The organism is Citrobacter sp. LUTT5 (genome assembly GCF_009905315.1).
Taxonomy (GTDB): Bacteria; Pseudomonadota; Gammaproteobacteria; order Enterobacterales; family Enterobacteriaceae; genus Citrobacter; species Citrobacter freundii.
The window spans coordinates 2509363-2526544 of sequence record NZ_CP047606.1; the positions used below are offsets into that span (position 1 = coordinate 2509363).

Genomic DNA, 17182 nt, shown 5'->3' on the forward strand with positions numbered 1-17182 from the left:
CTTGTACAACTCCATTTAATAAAATGCTCAGATTATCAATGACGTATTTAGCGTCATCTTCGTGGATATTCATATCGCGAAATAATGTGTTCGCAGGTTTAAAAGTTTGCTATTTGTGTGCAAGAGACACACTTGCTCTCTTGAATTATCAGGCATATTCAAGGTCTGCTGCGTCGCAAGTTTGAGCGTAGTAAGGGTTAGATGTGTTGTTTTTTTCTCACATTACATTTCTGTGATGATCATAACTATGGTTTTTCCTTTGCCGACTTCACTCATACTTTTCTATGAATAAGATTGTATTTTCATTTCTTTACATTAGGGGGGTGGCAATTTATTTTTACACCGAAGACAACGCTGGGTAGACTGCATTGAAGCTTCAATTTATGAGGAAAATATAACGTTATCTCGGTTAAACATTCCTCTCATCTTAAAATTATGTGCTACTTTGCCAGGTTGAATTAACCCGGGCAAGTTATGTTAACACCAGTACGAACACGGGTAATAACGAAGGTTAACTTTAAGACTAAACGGTCAAAAGGTTGGCTATGGCTGCATTAACCTGTGATGAATATGGTCTTTATCGTGTTTAATTCGGGTTAAGAAAATTTTTCTTAGGGAAATTACGCCTGTAGATAAAATTTAATATAAACAATGATTTACATAGAAAGCATCGAGATTTAGATCTTATTTAAGACCGACCTAATATGATTTGAGAAAACAAAGGTTTTAATTTTTGGGATTATTCTTAAACTAACAATCATCGTAGGGTTACTCCTACGGTGCCATAAGACATTACTGATGTCGCTGCATCCCTGAATAAATACTCCACGCTAAGCGGAGAAGGGTTATTGCATTATTTTATTACGATACCAGTGTATCTATTAATTAAGGATAGACAATATGAAAACCAATATCCCTCATGCCAGTTATATATTTGCAGCTGGTGGCCTTGCGTTATTGTTTGCGCAGATCGCGTATGCTGATTCAGCAAATACCATCACCTTTAAAGGCGAAGTGACCGAACAAACTTGCGAGGTCACGGTTAACGGTGTAAATGCACGGCCGGTAGTATTACTGCCGTCGGTTGCGAAAAGCGATCTCGCAGCAGCAGCATCTTCAGCAGGCCTGACAACATTCACCCTCGGCGTTACTGGTTGTACTGTTGATTCTAATGCGTTGGATATTAAAACCGTCTTCGTTGCAAATAATATGACCGAGCGTGGAAACCTGGCTAATACGGGTACAGCGCAAAATGTTGAATTACAACTGCTGACCGATAGCGCGGGCACTACACCGATTGATTTGCGTACTGGAACTCCAGTTGCAGGAATCACCGTTGCGGCCGGAAATACCTCCGGTGAGCACGACTTTGCCGTGCAGTATTTTAGCCCGAACGGTGGAGCAACCGCCGGGACAGTTGTCGGCACTGTGCAATACGCCATTTCCTATTTGTAAGCGAGATCTGCGTGATGAAAGGATTGGCTATTGGTTTAGTTGGAATGATGATGTGCTTCTGCGTGCAGGCAAGCATAGTGATGACCGGCAACCGGATAATCTATCCGGCAGACAGCCGGGAAGTCAGTGTGCAATTAACTAATCGCGGCGACGTCCCTGGTGTCGTTCAGGTTTGGCTTGATGATGGCGATGCACAATCCGTACCACAAACTGCGGCCGCTCCTTTTGTCACCACTCCACCGGTCTTTCGGATGGCGGCCCACGCGGGGCAAACTGTGCGGCTGCGTTACATCGGCAAACCCGTTGCACAGGACAGGGAATCGCTATGGTGGTTTAACTTCATTCAGATCCCGCCCATAAATAAGGATGCGCAAAACGATAACCAGCTTCTGGTGCTGGTACGTAGTCGCGTAAAAGTATTGGTAAGACCCAAAGGGCTGGTGGGTTCGCCGCTGGAGATGGCGAACACCAGCCGGATCTGGCTGCAGAATGGCAAGCTGCATTTACGCAATAACAGTGGTTTCTATCTTGCGCTCTCGTCACTTGACGTCAGCGGTGCGGGAAAAAAACAGCGCATTCAGAGCGAAACAATCGCACCGTGGGCGACAATGTCGTGGCCTGCAAAAATTTCGCAATTGAACGACGCGCAAATGCGCTGGATTAACGATCAGGGAGCCTCATTAAACGGGCGCGTGGCATTGGAGAAACAGGACAATGTCCGAAACTAATCCACGCTGGTGGTGGTTTTTTTTGCCAGCAGCTATGCCTGTTTTTGCCAGCAATTACACCTTTGACGAAACATTGTTGCTTGGGAGTGGTTACGAAAAAAGCCTGGCAATGCTCAACGATCCGGATGCGGTGGTCGCGGGACGTTATAGCGTGGATATCTGGCTCAATGGACGGTATGTAGGGAGGGATGATGTGTTGTTTCGCCAGAATACAGCAGGGCGTACCGAACCCTGTCTTCCGGCGAAATTCTGGGATGAACAGGGCGTAACAGCAGCGTCGGAACAAGCGCAGGATTGCTTCGCCCCTGAAGCTCGGATCAGCGGTGGACGCTGGGATTTTGACCAGAGCTTATTGCGTCTGAATCTCAGCGTTCCTCAGGCGGCATTAAAACGTACCCCCATGGATTATGTACCGCCGTCGCAGTGGCAAAGCGGCGAGAGCGTGTTGTTCAGTAACTACAATCTGCACGCCTATCACAATAAAAATAACGGTCAGCAAAGTGATTATGGTTGGCTGGGACTGAGCAGCGGCTTCAACATGGGGAGTTGGCAATTTCGCCAACAGTCGTCTGCCAACTGGCGGCGCGATGGCGATCGAGAAAGCCAACGCTGGGATGCGCTGCAAACCTGGCTTCAACACCCTGTCGCATCTCTGGAAAGTTTACTGACGGTAGGCGAAAGCTACACCTCGGGAAATCTGCTTGGCAGTATGGCGTTTACAGGTGTCAAACTGGAAACCGATCAACGAATGTGGCCACAGTCGCGACGCGGCTACGCCCCAGAAATTCGTGGTACGGCATCTACACCTTCAAGCGTTGTGGTCAAGCAGAATGGTCGAACGCTTTACGAAACCAGCGTACCACAAGGCCCTTTTGTACTTGATGATTTGCCGAATACAGCCTGGGACGGTGACTTACAAGTTGAAATCACCGGCGCCGATAACAAAAAGAGTAGCTATACCGTGCCATATGCCAGCGTACCTTTATCACTGCGTCCCGGCGTCTGGCGCTACGGTCTGGTGGCAGGTAAGACCCGGGATTACAGCGCGGCCGATGGTCTGTTTACCGATTTCACGCTTGAGCGGGGGATGACGAATCTCCTGACCGCTAATGGCGCTTTGCGGATCGGCGACGACTATCAGGCACTCCTGATGGGAGGCGTTCTGGCAACGTCGATGGGCGCTTTTGGTGTCGATGTTACCGGTTCGCGGGCCCGGATTGCTTCTCAAACCATGAGTGGCTGGCGGCTGCAAACCAACTGGAGCAAAACGTTCACTCCGATAGGAACTCACGTCGCGCTGGCGGGTTATCGCTATTCCACAGAAGGGTATCGTGACTACGGTGACGTTCTGGGTGAGCGAAGCGTCAGCGGAAGCAATGCGCAATGGCGCTCGGATACGCTGCGTCAAAAAAACCAGTTTACCGTTACGGTGAACCAAACGTTGAGCAGCTACGGAAACCTATGGCTGTCGGGATCAATGATGGATTACTACAGTGACCGTGGCAGCAGCACTCAGTTGCAGGCTGGGTATAACACCACCTTTGGACGAATGACGTTAGGTATGTCATTCAGCCGACAGGACACCTGGTGGCGTAACGGCGACCGTTCACAAGTGCAAAAAGAAAACATGGCAACGCTTACCCTCTCAATGCCTTTGGGTATAGGTGAACGTGAGCATACGCTGGCGCTGTCGGCGAGTCAGGCTCAACAGGCTGGGCGCAATGCGCAGTTGGCATTGTCTGGTGCGCTTGATCAGGATGAAACCCTTAATTACGCGCTGTCCACTGGCTGGCAACAGGGGCAAGGTGAGTCAAACAGCGTGACCGACTGGGGTGGTTCACTGCAAAAAAATACGGCTTTCGGCACGCTAAACGGCAGCGTTTCACAGTCACAAAACTATCAGCAATGGTCTGCAGGGGTACGCGGGGCGCTTGTTGTACATCGCCATGGCATTGTTGCCGGCCCGTGGGTTGGCGACACATTTGCCCTGGTGGAAGCGCCAGGCGCTGCGGGAGCCAGAGTCGGGGGCGGACAGGGTGCAACCGTCAACAGCGGGGGTTATGCGCTGGTCCCCTCATTGACACCTTATCGCTTTAACAACGTGACTCTCGACGGTAGCGGAATGAACACCAACGCAGAGCTTCAGGAGAGTCAACGGCGCATTGCGCCAATGGCGGGGGCCGCAGTAAAACTGCGTTTTGCAACGCTCTCTGGCTATCCGTTACTCATCACTGTGAAGAGTGACGTGACGTTACCGATGGGAGCGGCAGTGACCGACGGTCGAGGTCGTGTAGTCGGGATGGTTGCCCAGGCGAACCAGGTATATGCCCGCGTTGAAGACGAAGAGGGACTATTGATGCTGGAAAGCAGTGATTGTTCGTTGCCGTGGAAACTTAACCAACAACAACGTTCAGAACCGTTAATTGCATTAACGGTAGCTTGCGTAACAAAAGGGCGTTCATGAGACTATTTTTTCTGGTGCTGGCGCTGTTTTCTTGTCAGATACAGGCCGCCTGTGAATACATTATTTATCCATATAAATCAGGAAGTAGTGGCGCACAAGGCTCGCACAGGCTTAGTGCAAGTACGGACGGCATTGCCAATGACTGGCGCTCCGGCGGCGGCAACGATGCCTGGAACGGGCTATTGCCGGGATTGAGTAAGTCTGTCGATATCACCAGTAATAGCAGTTTTCAGCCGGCAGGGACGATCCTGACCTCCAGCGGCGGGATCCCTTTTACCACTTATGCCCATAAAGGCGGCGGTTACGATCCTGAGCAGGTATTTTTCCGTTGTACACCGGACACAGCCGGGCAACTCTATGAAGCCTGGTCAACTAACGGCGATGACACCGTGGCTGGCTGGTATGAAGCAACGGATGTACCTGGCGCGTATCTGACCATCATGAAAAACGTCGCATTACGCTTGACGCACGATGCGACAGGCAGCGTCTTTACCGACAGCTGGCAGCAACGCCCACTGGAAAACCTGGATCTTGACACCAATGGCAACTTCCTGATTAAGGCCAAGAACTTCTCGACGATAAGTGCCGAGTTGATTAAAACGCTGGATACACGCTACTACGCCAACCAGGCGCAGTCTGCTACTTACAATAGTTATGTGAATCCAAATGCTTACGTGGTTTTTCGTGGGCCCGGTACGACTTCGTGGGGTATCAAGATAGGTCAGCCACACCGTGGAGGAAACTGGGCTGGCTGGGCGAATGACTGGCCGTCAGTGATTAGCCTGTACAATAACGGGATCTTCGTCAAACGTGCAGCAATGTGTCAGGTTACCGATTTTACGCCCGTTGTGCATCTGCCGCCAATTTCCGTGGCCCAGCTCAAGCAGGGGGAGTATTCATCAGCGCCCTTCCAGATAGGATTTGCCTGCGAATCAACGGTGGTTTCCGGTGTGGCGACCGGGAAGAGCAATGTCGCAATGGGGCTGCTTGCACCGGAAAGCAGCGTCAACAGCGCCTGGGGTTTTAATTTGATTACTGGTAAAACCGTAACCTGGCTATTAGATACGCAATATGGCGCTCCCGGGCGGGCTCGCGGCGTTGGCGTGCGTGTTTACCGTGCGGGTAATCCGGTGAATTTTATGGCGGTATCAACTGTCGGCAGCGGTAGCGAAGGCGGCTGGATACCAGTCATTGGCAGCAATACGCAGCAAAATGGCAGCCAGGATGGCATCAATTACTACAGCGAAAGCTTCGAAGCTCGTCTGGCAAGTTTTGGTGCAGATACGTTAACGGCGGGGGGCTACCAGTCACATGTACAAGTTTTATTGCGTATTCAGTAGCCTCTGGATGTTGGCATTTGGCGTGCAGGCAGCGGTTAACATCAGTACTACTCGTGTCATCTTCAACCACGGAGAGACTCAACGCTCGGTGATGTTAGTCAACGACGGTAATTATCCCGTGGTGGTTCAAAGTTGGGTAGATGACGGCACGCCAGAGAAAGGGCCATCTCAGGCCAGCTCGCCTTTTATCGTGCTTCCCCCGGTGCTAAAAATTCTCCCCGGTGAACAACGCGAGATAAAGGTGATGACGACTGGGGCGGGGCTTGCCAACGATTATGAGTCGTTATTCTGGCTCAACGTGTACCAGGTTCCAGCGGAGTTGAAAAATAGCCCAACTGGTGAAAAAGTGCGCTTAACGTTAAGAAATCAGCTAAAAGTCCTATGGAGACCGAAAAACATAGGCGTGTTGACTGAAAAAAGCATCAATCTTCTAAGTTTTCACCATGAAAGTGGGGGGATTTACGCTGTTAATCAGAGTTCCTGGAACATATCTCTGGCTAATGTAGATTCAGGAGACTATTCCATAACTGGAATAGTGGTTTCACCGCGTTCCCGGCAGGTAATTTTTAAGTCAGCACCTCCTGAAATGCTGAATAATAAGATAAACTTTACTGTGATTAACGATGAAGGAAATCGTTGGGGATTTTCAACTGTCGTAAATTAACGCTGGCAGTGCTCGCTCTAGCTAAATTGACAAAAATCCATATTCAGGGAACATAATGGCACACGTGTTTTTGCTTAACAGTACCGTTGTATTCTGGCCAGAGCGGAACGTACTCTACGCGAAATCAGATGAGACCAAACGTATAACATTAAGCAATCCGGCAACCCGTTGTTTACTATTATTAATTCAACAACAGGGGCAGGTTGTTGAACGTGATTATTTCTTTGAGCATGTCTGGTATATTAACGGTGCGCAGGTCACCAATAATACGTTCTATCAGAATATTTCCTTGCTGCGTCGCGCGTTTAAAGAACTTAGCCTGAATGAAGAACTTATCGTAACCGTACCGAAAGTCGGGATCCGCCTGGAGCCACAACTGGAAGTGCTGGAACAGAAGATTGAAGAACCGCTTAGCGATCTCTCTGTCACGCCATCGGTAACGCCGGTAAATACAGTGACAAAATCACTGCGTATGCGCTCACTGTGCTGGATTCTGGCGGGTGTTGTGTGCTGCGTTATAGCCGCAATAGTGACCTGGGAGGCACAGTTTGATCCCAAACTCAGTCGCTATGTGTCTTTAGGCGTAGGGGAGGGATGCCACTGGTACGTCAATCAGGATGTGCTTAAATTTGATCAGCACCAGCAGTTTATCAAAACAAATACGCTGGATTGTCAAAGTTATCCCTGGGTTTATCTCACGCTGTATCCTAATTTCCCGCGGATCTCCGCATTAACTTGTCGAAAGCAATTTAGCCGCTGGCAGGATAATGATTGTGTGACCCATTATTATTTCGCGGAGTCCAGACATGTGGGGACGTAATATAAAATGGTGTGTTGGCATCATCTTAGCAGTAGCGTTAACAATTGCAGTCACGATGACGTTACAAAACTGGCAGCGGTCACATTTTGATTGCTCCGGAGAATTAGTAATGGAGTATCCAGATATTCGTGGTGATATTTCAGTTAGATACGTTTTTAATGGCAGCAATGGGGTGGCTATTTTACGCGGAAAACTCACTGATAATAACGGTGAAAAGCTGGCGGTAAATCAAAATGTCTGGTTTACCTTTACCCGCAAGGATGATGATTACTTTATGGAATCCGGAAATGTCGCTTCAAGTTCCGGTGGCACTAACATTCATCCATTGTTAGCGAGAACGTTGCCAGATTTTTTCCTTAAACCCAAAGAACCATTTTATTTCAGCATATTGCGACTCAATAGCAGTACATGGCAGTTCTATACCAGCCGTTCGCCGTCGGTGTTTTGTCAGCGTTAAACCGTTGAGATTGCACTCTGTATAGCGTTTGCATCCAGAGTGCTTGTGCTCAAAGCATTTCAACTGCAGGAGCGAACTTTGTTGCTCAGACCTTCATGATTGGTTATTCGACAGAGAAATCAGAAGGGGCGAAGACTGAACAGGTCCATGGGGTTAGAAGCCTAATACAGTTCAAATTCAATTTAACATAATATACATTATGCGCACTAAGATGGAGTAAGAAAGAACCTGAGTTTTTTTTGGTCGTCCTTGTGCAGCTGAAACATAGTGTTAAACGGCGCTGCTGCGTATCAGACGATACAGAACATGTTGTGCTAATCGATGATCTGGCGGCAACGCGGGATGCACAAACTCTTCTGCTTTACTCATGCCAAGGCGTATCATCAGGTTCTCAGACGGTTTGTTCAGCACCGAAGTAAAAGAAACCACCTCAGTTAACGCCAGTTCCTCGAAAGCAAAAGTCAGGCAGGCTTCGGCAGCTTCCAATGCTAACCCCTGATGCCAGAATGATTTCGCAAGACGCCAGCCTATTTCAGTACAGGGTGAAAAATGAAACTTATCAGGTTGTGGATGTAAACCTACGCAGCCCACAAACTGGTGTGTTTCTTGTAGTTCAACGGCCCAAAATCCCCAGCCGCGCTCTGTAATGCCTTCCTGGAATCTTGCGGCAAGATTGTCGCTTTCCGTCCGTAGCAATGGAGCCGGAAAAAAACGCATCACATCGGAATCGGTATTTAACGCGGCGAATGGCGCTCTGTCTTTCGCTTTCCACTGACGGAGAATCAGTCTCGATGTTTCCAGCATAAATCTGCCCTTATCATTCATTTTCATATAATCTTCTAAAAGAAGCTGCTTATCGGCAAGGACTAATGAACCCCCTTTCCGCCTTTTCTTCTTATACTGGAGATTCATACATGGCCGACTGGAACCCTTCGCTTTATTTGCAATATAAAACTGAACGTTCAAGACCCGCAGCGGAATTACTTAGCAGAGTGGCGTTAGAAAGTGTTCGTTCAGTTGTCGATCTTGGCTGTGGCCCGGGAAACAGTACAGCATTACTGCATCAGCGCTGGCCTTCAGCTCAAATAACTGGGGTTGATACCTCACCCGCGATGCTGAATGAAGCGCGCAACACATTACCAAAATGCCATTTTATTGAAGCGGATATCAGTACGTTTCAGGCAGAGCACCCCGTGGATCTGCTTTATGCCAATGCATCGTTACAGTGGGTACCCGATCACTATGAGTTATTCCCGCACCTGGTCTCACAACTGAGTCACAATGGCGTTCTGGCCGTGCAAATGCCAGATAACTGGCTGGAGCCAACGCATGTATTGATGCGCGAAGTGGCTTATGAACAAGATTACCCAGACCGTGGCCGTGCTCCGCTTCCTGGCGTTCACGCCTACTATGATATTTTGACCGAAGCGGGTTGTGATGTAGATATCTGGCGTACAACGTATTATCACATTATGGATTCGCATCAGGCAATTATCGACTGGGTAAGCTCGACGGGCCTGCGCCCCTGGTTGCAGGATTTGAGCGAAAGCGAGCAACGTCATTACCTGGCGCGCTACCATGAACTGCTCCAGGAACAATATCCGTTGCAGGAGAACGGCAAAATTTTACTGGCATTTCCGCGATTATTTATTGTTGCCAGACGCAATAGTTAAGCGTTTATCATCTGGCAGATCACAGGAATAAACTATCAGCCATGCGTACCCTCGCCTTTTTATCATAAGGATCTAGTGGCTATGTCTGGCTTCTGCTAGTGTCTTGCAATATGTTTCTGACGGGGAGTTGTTATGTCTAAAGTCTACATTGGTGGGTGTCTGTGTGGCTCGATCCGTTTCACAGCCAGCAGTCCTAATAATTCCCATACCTGCTCCTGCGATATATGCCGGAAACATACGGGCGCCCCTACCGTCGTCTGGATTGAGTTTGATGCAGAAAATGTAGAATGGACGGGAAAAGCCGGAAAACCGAAAACCTGGCGCTCATCAGAAACGACCAGTCGGGCCTTTTGCCCTCAGTGCGGCAGTTCCGTGGGCGCCATCGATGACGCCCCGGTCATTGCGCTTTTAGCCGGTGCTTTTGACGATCCTAACGATGAAGACCTTGCACCGGAGTTTCATTCGTTTTCCGATATGCAGCCCGCGTGGTGGCAAAACGAACGTCGCTAAGTGAGTTGATAGTGCTTATCCGGCATATGCTTTGCTGGCACATTTGTTTCATCATTCATTTGCAGCAAATCGATTTCGATTGCATTGCAAATCGCATCCAGCGGCAGATCGTTGTTCTCAGTGCCAAACGGATCTTCAAGCTCTTCTGCAAGCGTGTCGAGCGAAATAAAAGTATAGGAAATAAGCACTGAAATAAACGGTGTCATGTAGTGCAGATCGACCACCAATGCAAATGGCAACATGATACAAAACAGGTACACAGTACGATGAAGGATCAAGGTATAAGCAAACGGCACCGGGGTATTAGCAATCCGCTCACAACCGGCCAGTACTGCAGACATATCATTTAACCTATTGTTTAAACTGTGAAATAATATGTCAGACAGTTGACCATTACGTCTGCGTACGGCCAACCACTCGCCCATCAGCAACAAGATGCGGTTTGCCGGTGATTGTGAGGCAAATACCGTCTGCATATCTTTCTCGCTCAGGTACTTCGCTAACGGCTCTGCCTGAGGCTGTCGGCGTAAAGTCATGCGTAAACAGTGGGCAAATGCGATTTGCAGATGAACAAAATACCTCAGATCAGCGTCGTCCGGTAAGGTGGTTTTAACCTCTCGCAGTAATGAGCGGGAAGTTATCATCAACTGCCCCCACAGGTGTCGGGCCTCAACGTAACGTGAATAGCAGGCGTTATTGCGAAACCCCAGAAAAATAGCTATCGCCACGCCGAGAATGCTGAACGGTGCCAGGGTAAATTTGATACCCAGCATCGTATACCATGGCAGGATGATAATAACCACAATAGAAAGAAGGAAATTAAGAAGCAGCCGGGTAAAGATTTTTGATAATACGGAGCCATGCCAGACAAATATCAGGCGTATCCAGTGTTGTTGAGGTCTAACGATCATGGTTATCTTAGAAATGGTTGGGAGCCAACGCATTAAACTTGATTGTGATCAATGTTGCAAGCTTCTGACCACACCAGCTTCTTCCCTGCTAAAAACTTAGTCAACTCCGTAGTTACGGAACGGTGTTTTTTGAAAGTGCTTATTGTATGTTGTAACTAAATTAGATTTATCATTACCATTCGGAAAATACCTCACATTAGAAACAGATAACGTATGCTAACTTTATATTGAATGACCGGACGGGTATTGTATCTTCAGTTTCTTAGTGGTCATTACAGTCATTCATTGGGATATAAATTACATAAAAATCAGAGAATAAATTATGTACATTAAAGAATGGCTCGCGAATCAGACGCATGTTGCTACCTCCGTTTTTCATCTCGGTAGGTACTGCGACGACTGGAAAGCCTCAACATACCCAACCGGTATGCCCAGTTTTCATTTGGTGCTTGAAGGGCAATGCTGGCTTCGCTTCACCGATCGTAACACTGTCGTAAACCTGTCCGAAGGTGATATTGTATTCTTTTTCTTTAATATGCCATTTTATTTGGTCTCTTCTCCCGAGGCGAATGCCGAGAATATTCCAAAAAAGTCGATGTATTCCATCAGTGAACCTAAAGATGGCGATACCGCCCTTCTGTGCGGTTTTTTGCACCCAAAAACCATACAGGGTGAAATTCTTTTTGCTCTACTGCCGGAATTCATGATAATCAAAAAAGATGATACATCCAGCCAGAAAATAAGCCAACTGGTTGCTATTTTACAGCTGGAGTGTTCAGTCTCACAGTCAGGGTGCGAACTGGCTCTCGCACGACTCACCGATCTTTTATTGGTTTACATTGTTGAGCAAATTGTTGATGAACATCTTGTCGATATAAAACTGTTGGATATTTCACAACACGCCCCCTTCTCTGATCTTTTATTGCAGATTATGCATAACCCTACACTCGACTGGTCAATTGATATGATGGCCGGTAAAGTAAATATGAGTCGCTCAACCTTTATCAGAAAGATAGATGATATATGCGGTTATACTCCTAATGAGCTGGTAACCCGACTGCGTATTAACATCGCCATCAACTTATTGCGCAGAGGCTACAAAGTTGAAGAAGTAACATCACGCGTAGGCTATGAGTCATTATCCGGATTTAATAAAGCCTTTCGAAAAATCACGTCGAGCACACCCGCTGATTTTTGGAAAGCACGTTAGTTATCAATGCAAAACTACTCTGCCATACCGTGCATGTCATGCTGTTCATAACGCAGGTATAGAGAAAACGGATGGCTCAATAACCCACTAAATTTTTTAAGGTTGAGCAATAACATAATATTATACTTGTGGCTAAAGAGCGTTTTTATGGAAATATTCAAGTCATCCGTAATCACACGCTGACTCTTATGCAATAATGTCATTGTTATGATATGATGTTGTCTTCTGGTTAAATATATTTTAGGTTGCCATTCATAGAACCTACCATGAACAACCAATTCTCTTAAATCTTGTACCTGAATTGCTCGTGGGATAAACCTCACCTTCATTCCAGTAAAGCATTTTTTAATCCCAAAAGGTGACATAATATACATGCGTTCAGGTTCAATCAGCGCAATCCGCTCGGCCAGTGGCGTATAAATGACATTATTTTTAAAAGTATCTAATATCACATGAGCATGCCGATGACGTTGCAGACAAATATCTTCTACACAACGGATATGCTCTGTCATATCCGGACCCAAAATACAGGAAATTGAATAAAATAAAAAACGATCCTGAGTAATGACGAGATACACCTTTTTATCCTGTGAAAATTAGCCTGATGGCGTGGTTAAGACGGAGTTAATCCATAATGGAACTTCTGGAATGCGATCAATATCGGTACGCTGAAACAGATGCCCCTGAAGCCAGCAATGCGGGGTCGTCATCAGAGCCATTGTGTGGCCGGTGTGTTCTACTCCCTCCACAATGACATTTCCTGCAAAACGAGTCAGATCGCGGATAACCTTTCCCAGCCATGCCTTATCGCTGACATGGTGTTGCCAGAAAAAAGACTTATCAATCTTCGCCCCACTAAAATATCCCCTGATCAGCAAACCAAAATTGTTATGGCTTCCGGAGCCAACATCATCCAGCCACATTGAGGCATGGGGTCGTAAATGATGCAGTAATCCCCGTTTTTCTTTGTCTGAGGTGGGGAAATGCTCATGTACCTCAAGACGAATAAACGGCATTTTAGCGATCATAGAAAGTACGGCCTTGTCACGAAGAAGCCAAACAGCCGTATCAGCATCCACATTCAGTGAGATAACGATGTGGTGGCGAACCAACCAATTTTGCCAGCAGCTAACACCGTACAGTTGGCGCACAAAATTTAGCCATTTATACTCTGGCGTAAGAATATCGGTCACATCGTTGTATGAGACCGCATTCCCTTCAGGTGTCGTAAACGATGTCAGCACTTCCATGGCAACCAGACGCCCCGCCATGGTATAAACCGGCTCACAAACATAACGTTGCTTATAGCTGTTTATCATGCTGCGATTACTGGTAATTAATAGTGTAAGTCAGGCTAGTTTTGATCGACCCGCCCTGCACCGAATCGCTGGTTCGGATGATACGCGCCCCCAACGGAAAACGGACTGAACCACTGCTGTCTCCAACCGTCGGCGTGACAACCATACTGCCCGCGAGATTCTGCGCAACGTACGTTCCTGATTGTTTCGAGGCGACCTGTACGCCAAATCCTGATGCGGTGGCCGTATTATCCAGAGCGACAATTCCATTTACGGAATCAATAGCGGAGGTGTTCGGCGTCAGCGTCATGGTAAGTTTGTTGGGCGCAATACTGCCAGACTGAGACACACTCCCTGAATTAAAGCCGGCTTGAATATTGTACTGGGTATAGCTTCCATTACTGTTATTACCCAGGAATGTAGAACACCCGGTCAAAGTCACTGGCGTATCCACCCACACACTGGCGTCGCCCTGATTTCGTAAGAGCGTGGTGTTAGTCGTTCCCAGATCCCAATTAAAGTTGGGCGTCGTACACGTTGGCGTTTGCAGCGTAAAACCGCCGGTAATCGTATGCCATGCCACTCGAGTTGGATTATTGTCGGCATCTATAGCATCAATCCTCACTTGCGGAAAAAGTGCGCTATTCACTGTTCCGGCAGTAATTGGCCCCATTTTGACCAGCTCAATAGTGAACACTAACCAGCCATCAGGACTGTAAGTACCCATCCAGGTAGTATTAAACGGATAATATTTATTCTCGTAAGGGTTACGAAAACGCACCCCTAATCCATTAATCCCCGTCTGATAGATGTTGCTTTGACCGGGGTATAGCGTGCCTCCTGAAAGACTCATGCGCGAATAGGCGCCAGAATTAGTACAAGTCACAGGAACAGCCGTATAGCCACGAACCTGCTGTACGCGGATATTACTCCCTACTGGAAAATCCTCTCCGGCACTAAACGTTGCAGCCTGGAGAGGAACCTGAACGGTATACTGCTGATTTCCAGTCGAACAGACGGCAAGACTATGGCCAGCAAATAACAGCCCGCTCGTCGCAACGAGCAACTGAACTATCCGCAGATGTATTTTGGAACGAATCAAACTGAACATGTATTCTCCAAGATCGTAAATCAAAGCGGCTGTTGCCTTAGCGTCCGCACGAATAGGTTATCTGCTGCATCGCTTTCGCTTCATCCGTCACGCTGAAAGGCATAATGCAGGTACTGGCTTTGCCTGTTAGATCATGGGTGGCAAACAGCTGGCCTGTTTTTGTATTTACCCGGGCGTAGACCATTCCACCTTGCCCTACCATGCCGACGGTATTTCCCTGACTATCCGTTACCGTCGCGCCGAAGGATAAACTTACTTCTGGTTGCGCTGGCGTCAGCAGTAGGGCATAGCCTTGATGCGTGGCAAATTCCGCCACCACTACAGCACCTGAGCGCGGCACCACATTTTGAGTGGTATTTTCGAGTTCAACCTGGTGAGACAGATTTTTCGGATCGAGGCTGACCGAATTTCGCTGATATGGCATTGAGGCAGGCATGACGGCATTGCCCCAGCGGTCCAATTTTAATCCCGGATAACTCAGCACTTCCGCACCTGCAGCACCTGGGGCATTCACTACCACCCAGGTGCCACTGGTATAAGGCGTAAAGGTTACTCCGTGTGGATGCGCCACCATCGAACCTGACAGCCCACCAGACAAGGTATGGTTATCCCGACCTACACCTACAGACGCATTGACGGATGTCCATGGTGAAAGGTACTGACCGCTCACGCTACCGGTACTGCCACTTTGTTCACTGTGGGTTCCCGAAACGCCCCAGCTCATCTGCTGCTTATCTCCGCCAGTTCCGGCCAGCGCAACTTGCTCAGCCAAGCCACCGTTATCATGGGAAACCGAACTACTAAACGTGACAGGGCGCTCCTCACCCAACGGCAAACTGAAGGAAACCAGCCAACTGGTTTCCATGTTTCCCTCTGGGGCACGGTTACGCGTAGCGGTCAGGGTATAACTCAATCGTTTCCAGCGGTTTGAGTAACCAAACTGGTATTGCATGTCGTTCCCATTGCGATTCCAGTAATTCTGCGAAAGCCCGGTGGCAGAGAATGTCCCCCAACCTTCCGCCAACCCCTGACTTAACGTCAGGCTGTATCGGTTTTTGGTCCGGTACAGTAACCCGGCATAAATCGCATCCCCTTTCTGCAAGTTCTGGTACTCCATGGCCTGAGCAAAATCCAGATAATCACGCGTGGAGAAACGATATGCGGCCAGCGCAATATTGCTCTGCGTGTCAGAAATGAGTTTGTTGTAGGTAATGCGATAACTTTGCCCGCTCAGTTTGTCTCTGCTCGTGGAGGTCATAGCCTGGGTCACATCCAGCGCCACGGCACCCAGCGGGGTCGATACCGCGCTGCCGGCCTGATACGCCTGATAGCCATCGCTAAATTGGGTTCCACCATACAACGTCAAGAAGTTAGTAATACCCTGCTGCCAGGTCGCCTGATAAAAAGGTTGACCGTCACGCCCATTCGACTGACGGTATTTCCCTGCCACCGCTTCATAACGCGATGCGCCAGGACGCAACAAATCTGCTACCGAGGCGTAAGGCACAAGGAATGTGCTTTCACTACCATCCGCTTCGCGTACGGTCACGCTGAGGTCGCCACCATAACCGGTAGGATAAAGATCGTTAATAACAAAAGCCCCTGCCGGAACGGTAGTTTCATAAATCACATTCCCGCTCTGCCGTACGGTGACGCGCGCATGGCTGCGGGCGATCCCGCGGATTTCAGGTGCATAACCGCGCTGTGATTCAGGCAACATTTGATCATCGCTGAATAGCGAGACGCCGGTATATGACAACGAATCAAAAAGACGTCCTGAGGTATTAGCTTCACCCACCAGGAAACGACCGCGAACAGAGCTGACATCATGCTGGAGGTAAGTATTAATGCTTTGATAACGATTGCCGCTTCCGGTCTGATTGGTCAGACTCCCGTTATGTCGCAGATACCAGCCTCCAACGTTAAGTCCGCTGTTCAGACTCAAATACTGAGAGTTAAACGTTTCACCGCCAGATGATGATTGATAGGCACTGGCGTTGTAACCTATAAATGCCGCCAGACTGCCATCCTGCCAGAGCGATGGCGGCACGGTACCGCGCGCCGTTTTCGCGAGATCCTGCTGGGGTACGGCAATAACCAGCTTTTGCTCGCTGTTATTCCATGTGAGTTTTGCTGATGGAATCACCTGCTCTACGGGCACGCAGTTGCCGCGGGTCAGCTTATCCATGTCGTGCAATGCGGACGGCATAATATTCAGGTGAGCCAGCAACTCAGGAGTCATACAGGCAGCAACCGTTCCTTGAGACGTTTTATTGAATGTCATTTTCTGCGTTGCCACCAACTCATCATTTAGCCAGATATCCGCTAAATACTCTCCCGCCGGCAAGCTGTTTCCTTGCCTGAACTGCTGCAAGTCGATACCCGCTGTATACGTGCTGTCAAGAAATGTGGTGTTGAACTCAACATCATCGTCTGGCGCTGCCGTTGCCATAACAGGTATGATCAGTAATGACGCATATATCCAGGCAACGGGCTGCCCTGCCGACAGCATTTCAGCAAGATAAGTTTTACGCATGAGTA

At 48.3% G+C, this 17182-nt stretch carries 16 protein-coding genes; 10 read left to right on the forward strand and 6 right to left on the reverse strand.

Features of this window, described 5'->3' with window-relative positions; all coding sequences use genetic code 11:
• Nucleotides 1–900 precede the first annotated feature (900 nt).
• Genes GUC46_RS11975 through GUC46_RS12005 form a run of 7 tightly spaced genes read left to right on the forward strand, consistent with a single transcriptional unit; the run spans nt 901 to nt 7928 of the window.
• On the forward strand, nt 901–1455 hold the full coding sequence (locus GUC46_RS11975) for a fimbrial protein (protein WP_044710750.1): 555 nt from the start codon (nt 901–903) through the stop codon (nt 1453–1455).
• A 14-nt stretch (nt 1456–1469) separates the two neighbouring features.
• On the forward strand, nt 1470–2183 hold the full coding sequence (locus tag GUC46_RS11980) for a molecular chaperone (RefSeq protein ID WP_226807690.1): 714 nt from the start codon (nt 1470–1472) through the stop codon (nt 2181–2183).
• Nucleotides 2170–4647 carry a fimbria/pilus outer membrane usher protein gene (locus tag GUC46_RS11985; protein ID WP_130714651.1) on the forward strand — a complete coding sequence of 826 codons (2478 nt, stop codon included), beginning with the start codon at nt 2170–2172 and terminating at the stop codon, nt 4645–4647. Before GUC46_RS11980 ends, GUC46_RS11985 begins: the two co-directional genes overlap by 14 nt.
• On the forward strand, nt 4644–5987 hold the full coding sequence (locus GUC46_RS11990) for a fimbrial protein (protein WP_160180218.1): 1344 nt from the start codon (nt 4644–4646) through the stop codon (nt 5985–5987). The genes GUC46_RS11985 and GUC46_RS11990 overlap by 4 nt, the downstream gene beginning before the upstream one ends.
• 7 nt (nt 5988–5994) lie before the next feature.
• Nucleotides 5995–6651 carry a molecular chaperone gene (locus tag GUC46_RS11995; RefSeq protein WP_160180219.1) on the forward strand — a complete coding sequence of 219 codons (657 nt, stop codon included), beginning with the start codon at nt 5995–5997 and terminating at the stop codon, nt 6649–6651.
• A gap of 55 nt (nt 6652–6706) precedes the next feature.
• Nucleotides 6707–7471, forward strand: a complete 765-nt coding sequence (locus tag GUC46_RS12000; RefSeq protein WP_046670675.1) for a winged helix-turn-helix domain-containing protein — start codon at nt 6707–6709, stop codon at nt 7469–7471.
• On the forward strand, nt 7458–7928 hold the full coding sequence (locus GUC46_RS12005; RefSeq protein WP_226807659.1) for a hypothetical protein: 471 nt from the start codon (nt 7458–7460) through the stop codon (nt 7926–7928). Before GUC46_RS12000 ends, GUC46_RS12005 begins: the two co-directional genes overlap by 14 nt.
• A gap of 270 nt (nt 7929–8198) precedes the next feature.
• Here the strand turns inward: GUC46_RS12005 and GUC46_RS12010 are convergent, their stop codons facing one another.
• Entirely contained in the window at nt 8199–8732 is a 534-nt protein-coding gene (locus GUC46_RS12010; protein ID WP_130714992.1) for a GNAT family N-acetyltransferase, read from the reverse strand.
• Nucleotides 8733–8842: 110 nt separating this feature from the next.
• On the opposite strand from GUC46_RS12010, the gene tam reads away from it, so the two are divergent.
• Together tam and GUC46_RS12020 are read left to right on the forward strand one after the other, a co-directional pair.
• Complete coding sequence (gene tam, locus GUC46_RS12015) at nt 8843–9601, forward strand: trans-aconitate 2-methyltransferase (RefSeq protein ID WP_003836295.1); 759 nt, start codon at nt 8843–8845, stop codon at nt 9599–9601.
• A gap of 132 nt (nt 9602–9733) precedes the next feature.
• Nucleotides 9734–10111 (forward strand): GFA family protein, encoded by a 378-nt coding sequence (locus GUC46_RS12020; protein WP_003836296.1) that lies wholly within the window; start codon nt 9734–9736, stop codon nt 10109–10111.
• Here the strand turns inward: GUC46_RS12020 and GUC46_RS12025 are convergent.
• On the reverse strand, nt 10108–11022 hold the full coding sequence (locus tag GUC46_RS12025) for a bestrophin family protein (RefSeq protein ID WP_016150234.1): 915 nt from the start codon (nt 11020–11022) through the stop codon (nt 10108–10110). The genes GUC46_RS12020 and GUC46_RS12025 overlap by 4 nt on opposite strands.
• Before the next feature lie 322 nt (nt 11023–11344).
• On the opposite strand from GUC46_RS12025, the gene GUC46_RS12030 reads away from it, so the two are divergent.
• Nucleotides 11345–12232, forward strand: a complete 888-nt coding sequence (locus GUC46_RS12030) for an AraC family transcriptional regulator (protein WP_003843648.1) — start codon at nt 11345–11347, stop codon at nt 12230–12232.
• Between the two features lie 14 nt (nt 12233–12246).
• Here GUC46_RS12030 and GUC46_RS12035 read toward each other — a convergent pair whose 3' ends face one another.
• Genes GUC46_RS12035 through GUC46_RS12050 form a run of 4 tightly spaced genes read right to left on the reverse strand, consistent with a single transcriptional unit; the run spans nt 12247 to nt 17177 of the window.
• Nucleotides 12247–12810, reverse strand: coding sequence for a hypothetical protein (locus tag GUC46_RS12035; protein WP_088902261.1), 564 nt, complete (start codon nt 12808–12810; stop codon nt 12247–12249).
• Between the two features lie 18 nt (nt 12811–12828).
• Nucleotides 12829–13551 carry an EAL domain-containing protein gene (locus GUC46_RS12040; protein ID WP_057101501.1) on the reverse strand — a complete coding sequence of 241 codons (723 nt, stop codon included), beginning with the start codon at nt 13549–13551 and terminating at the stop codon, nt 12829–12831.
• A gap of 7 nt (nt 13552–13558) precedes the next feature.
• The gene (locus tag GUC46_RS12045; protein WP_123924703.1) at nt 13559–14641 is read right to left on the reverse strand and encodes a fimbrial protein; all 1083 of its coding nucleotides are present in this window, start codon (nt 14639–14641) and stop codon (nt 13559–13561) included.
• Nucleotides 14642–14678: 37 nt separating this feature from the next.
• Nucleotides 14679–17177 carry a fimbria/pilus outer membrane usher protein gene (locus GUC46_RS12050; RefSeq protein WP_160180221.1) on the reverse strand — a complete coding sequence of 833 codons (2499 nt, stop codon included), beginning with the start codon at nt 17175–17177 and terminating at the stop codon, nt 14679–14681.
• Nucleotides 17178–17182: the final 5 nt, after the last annotated feature.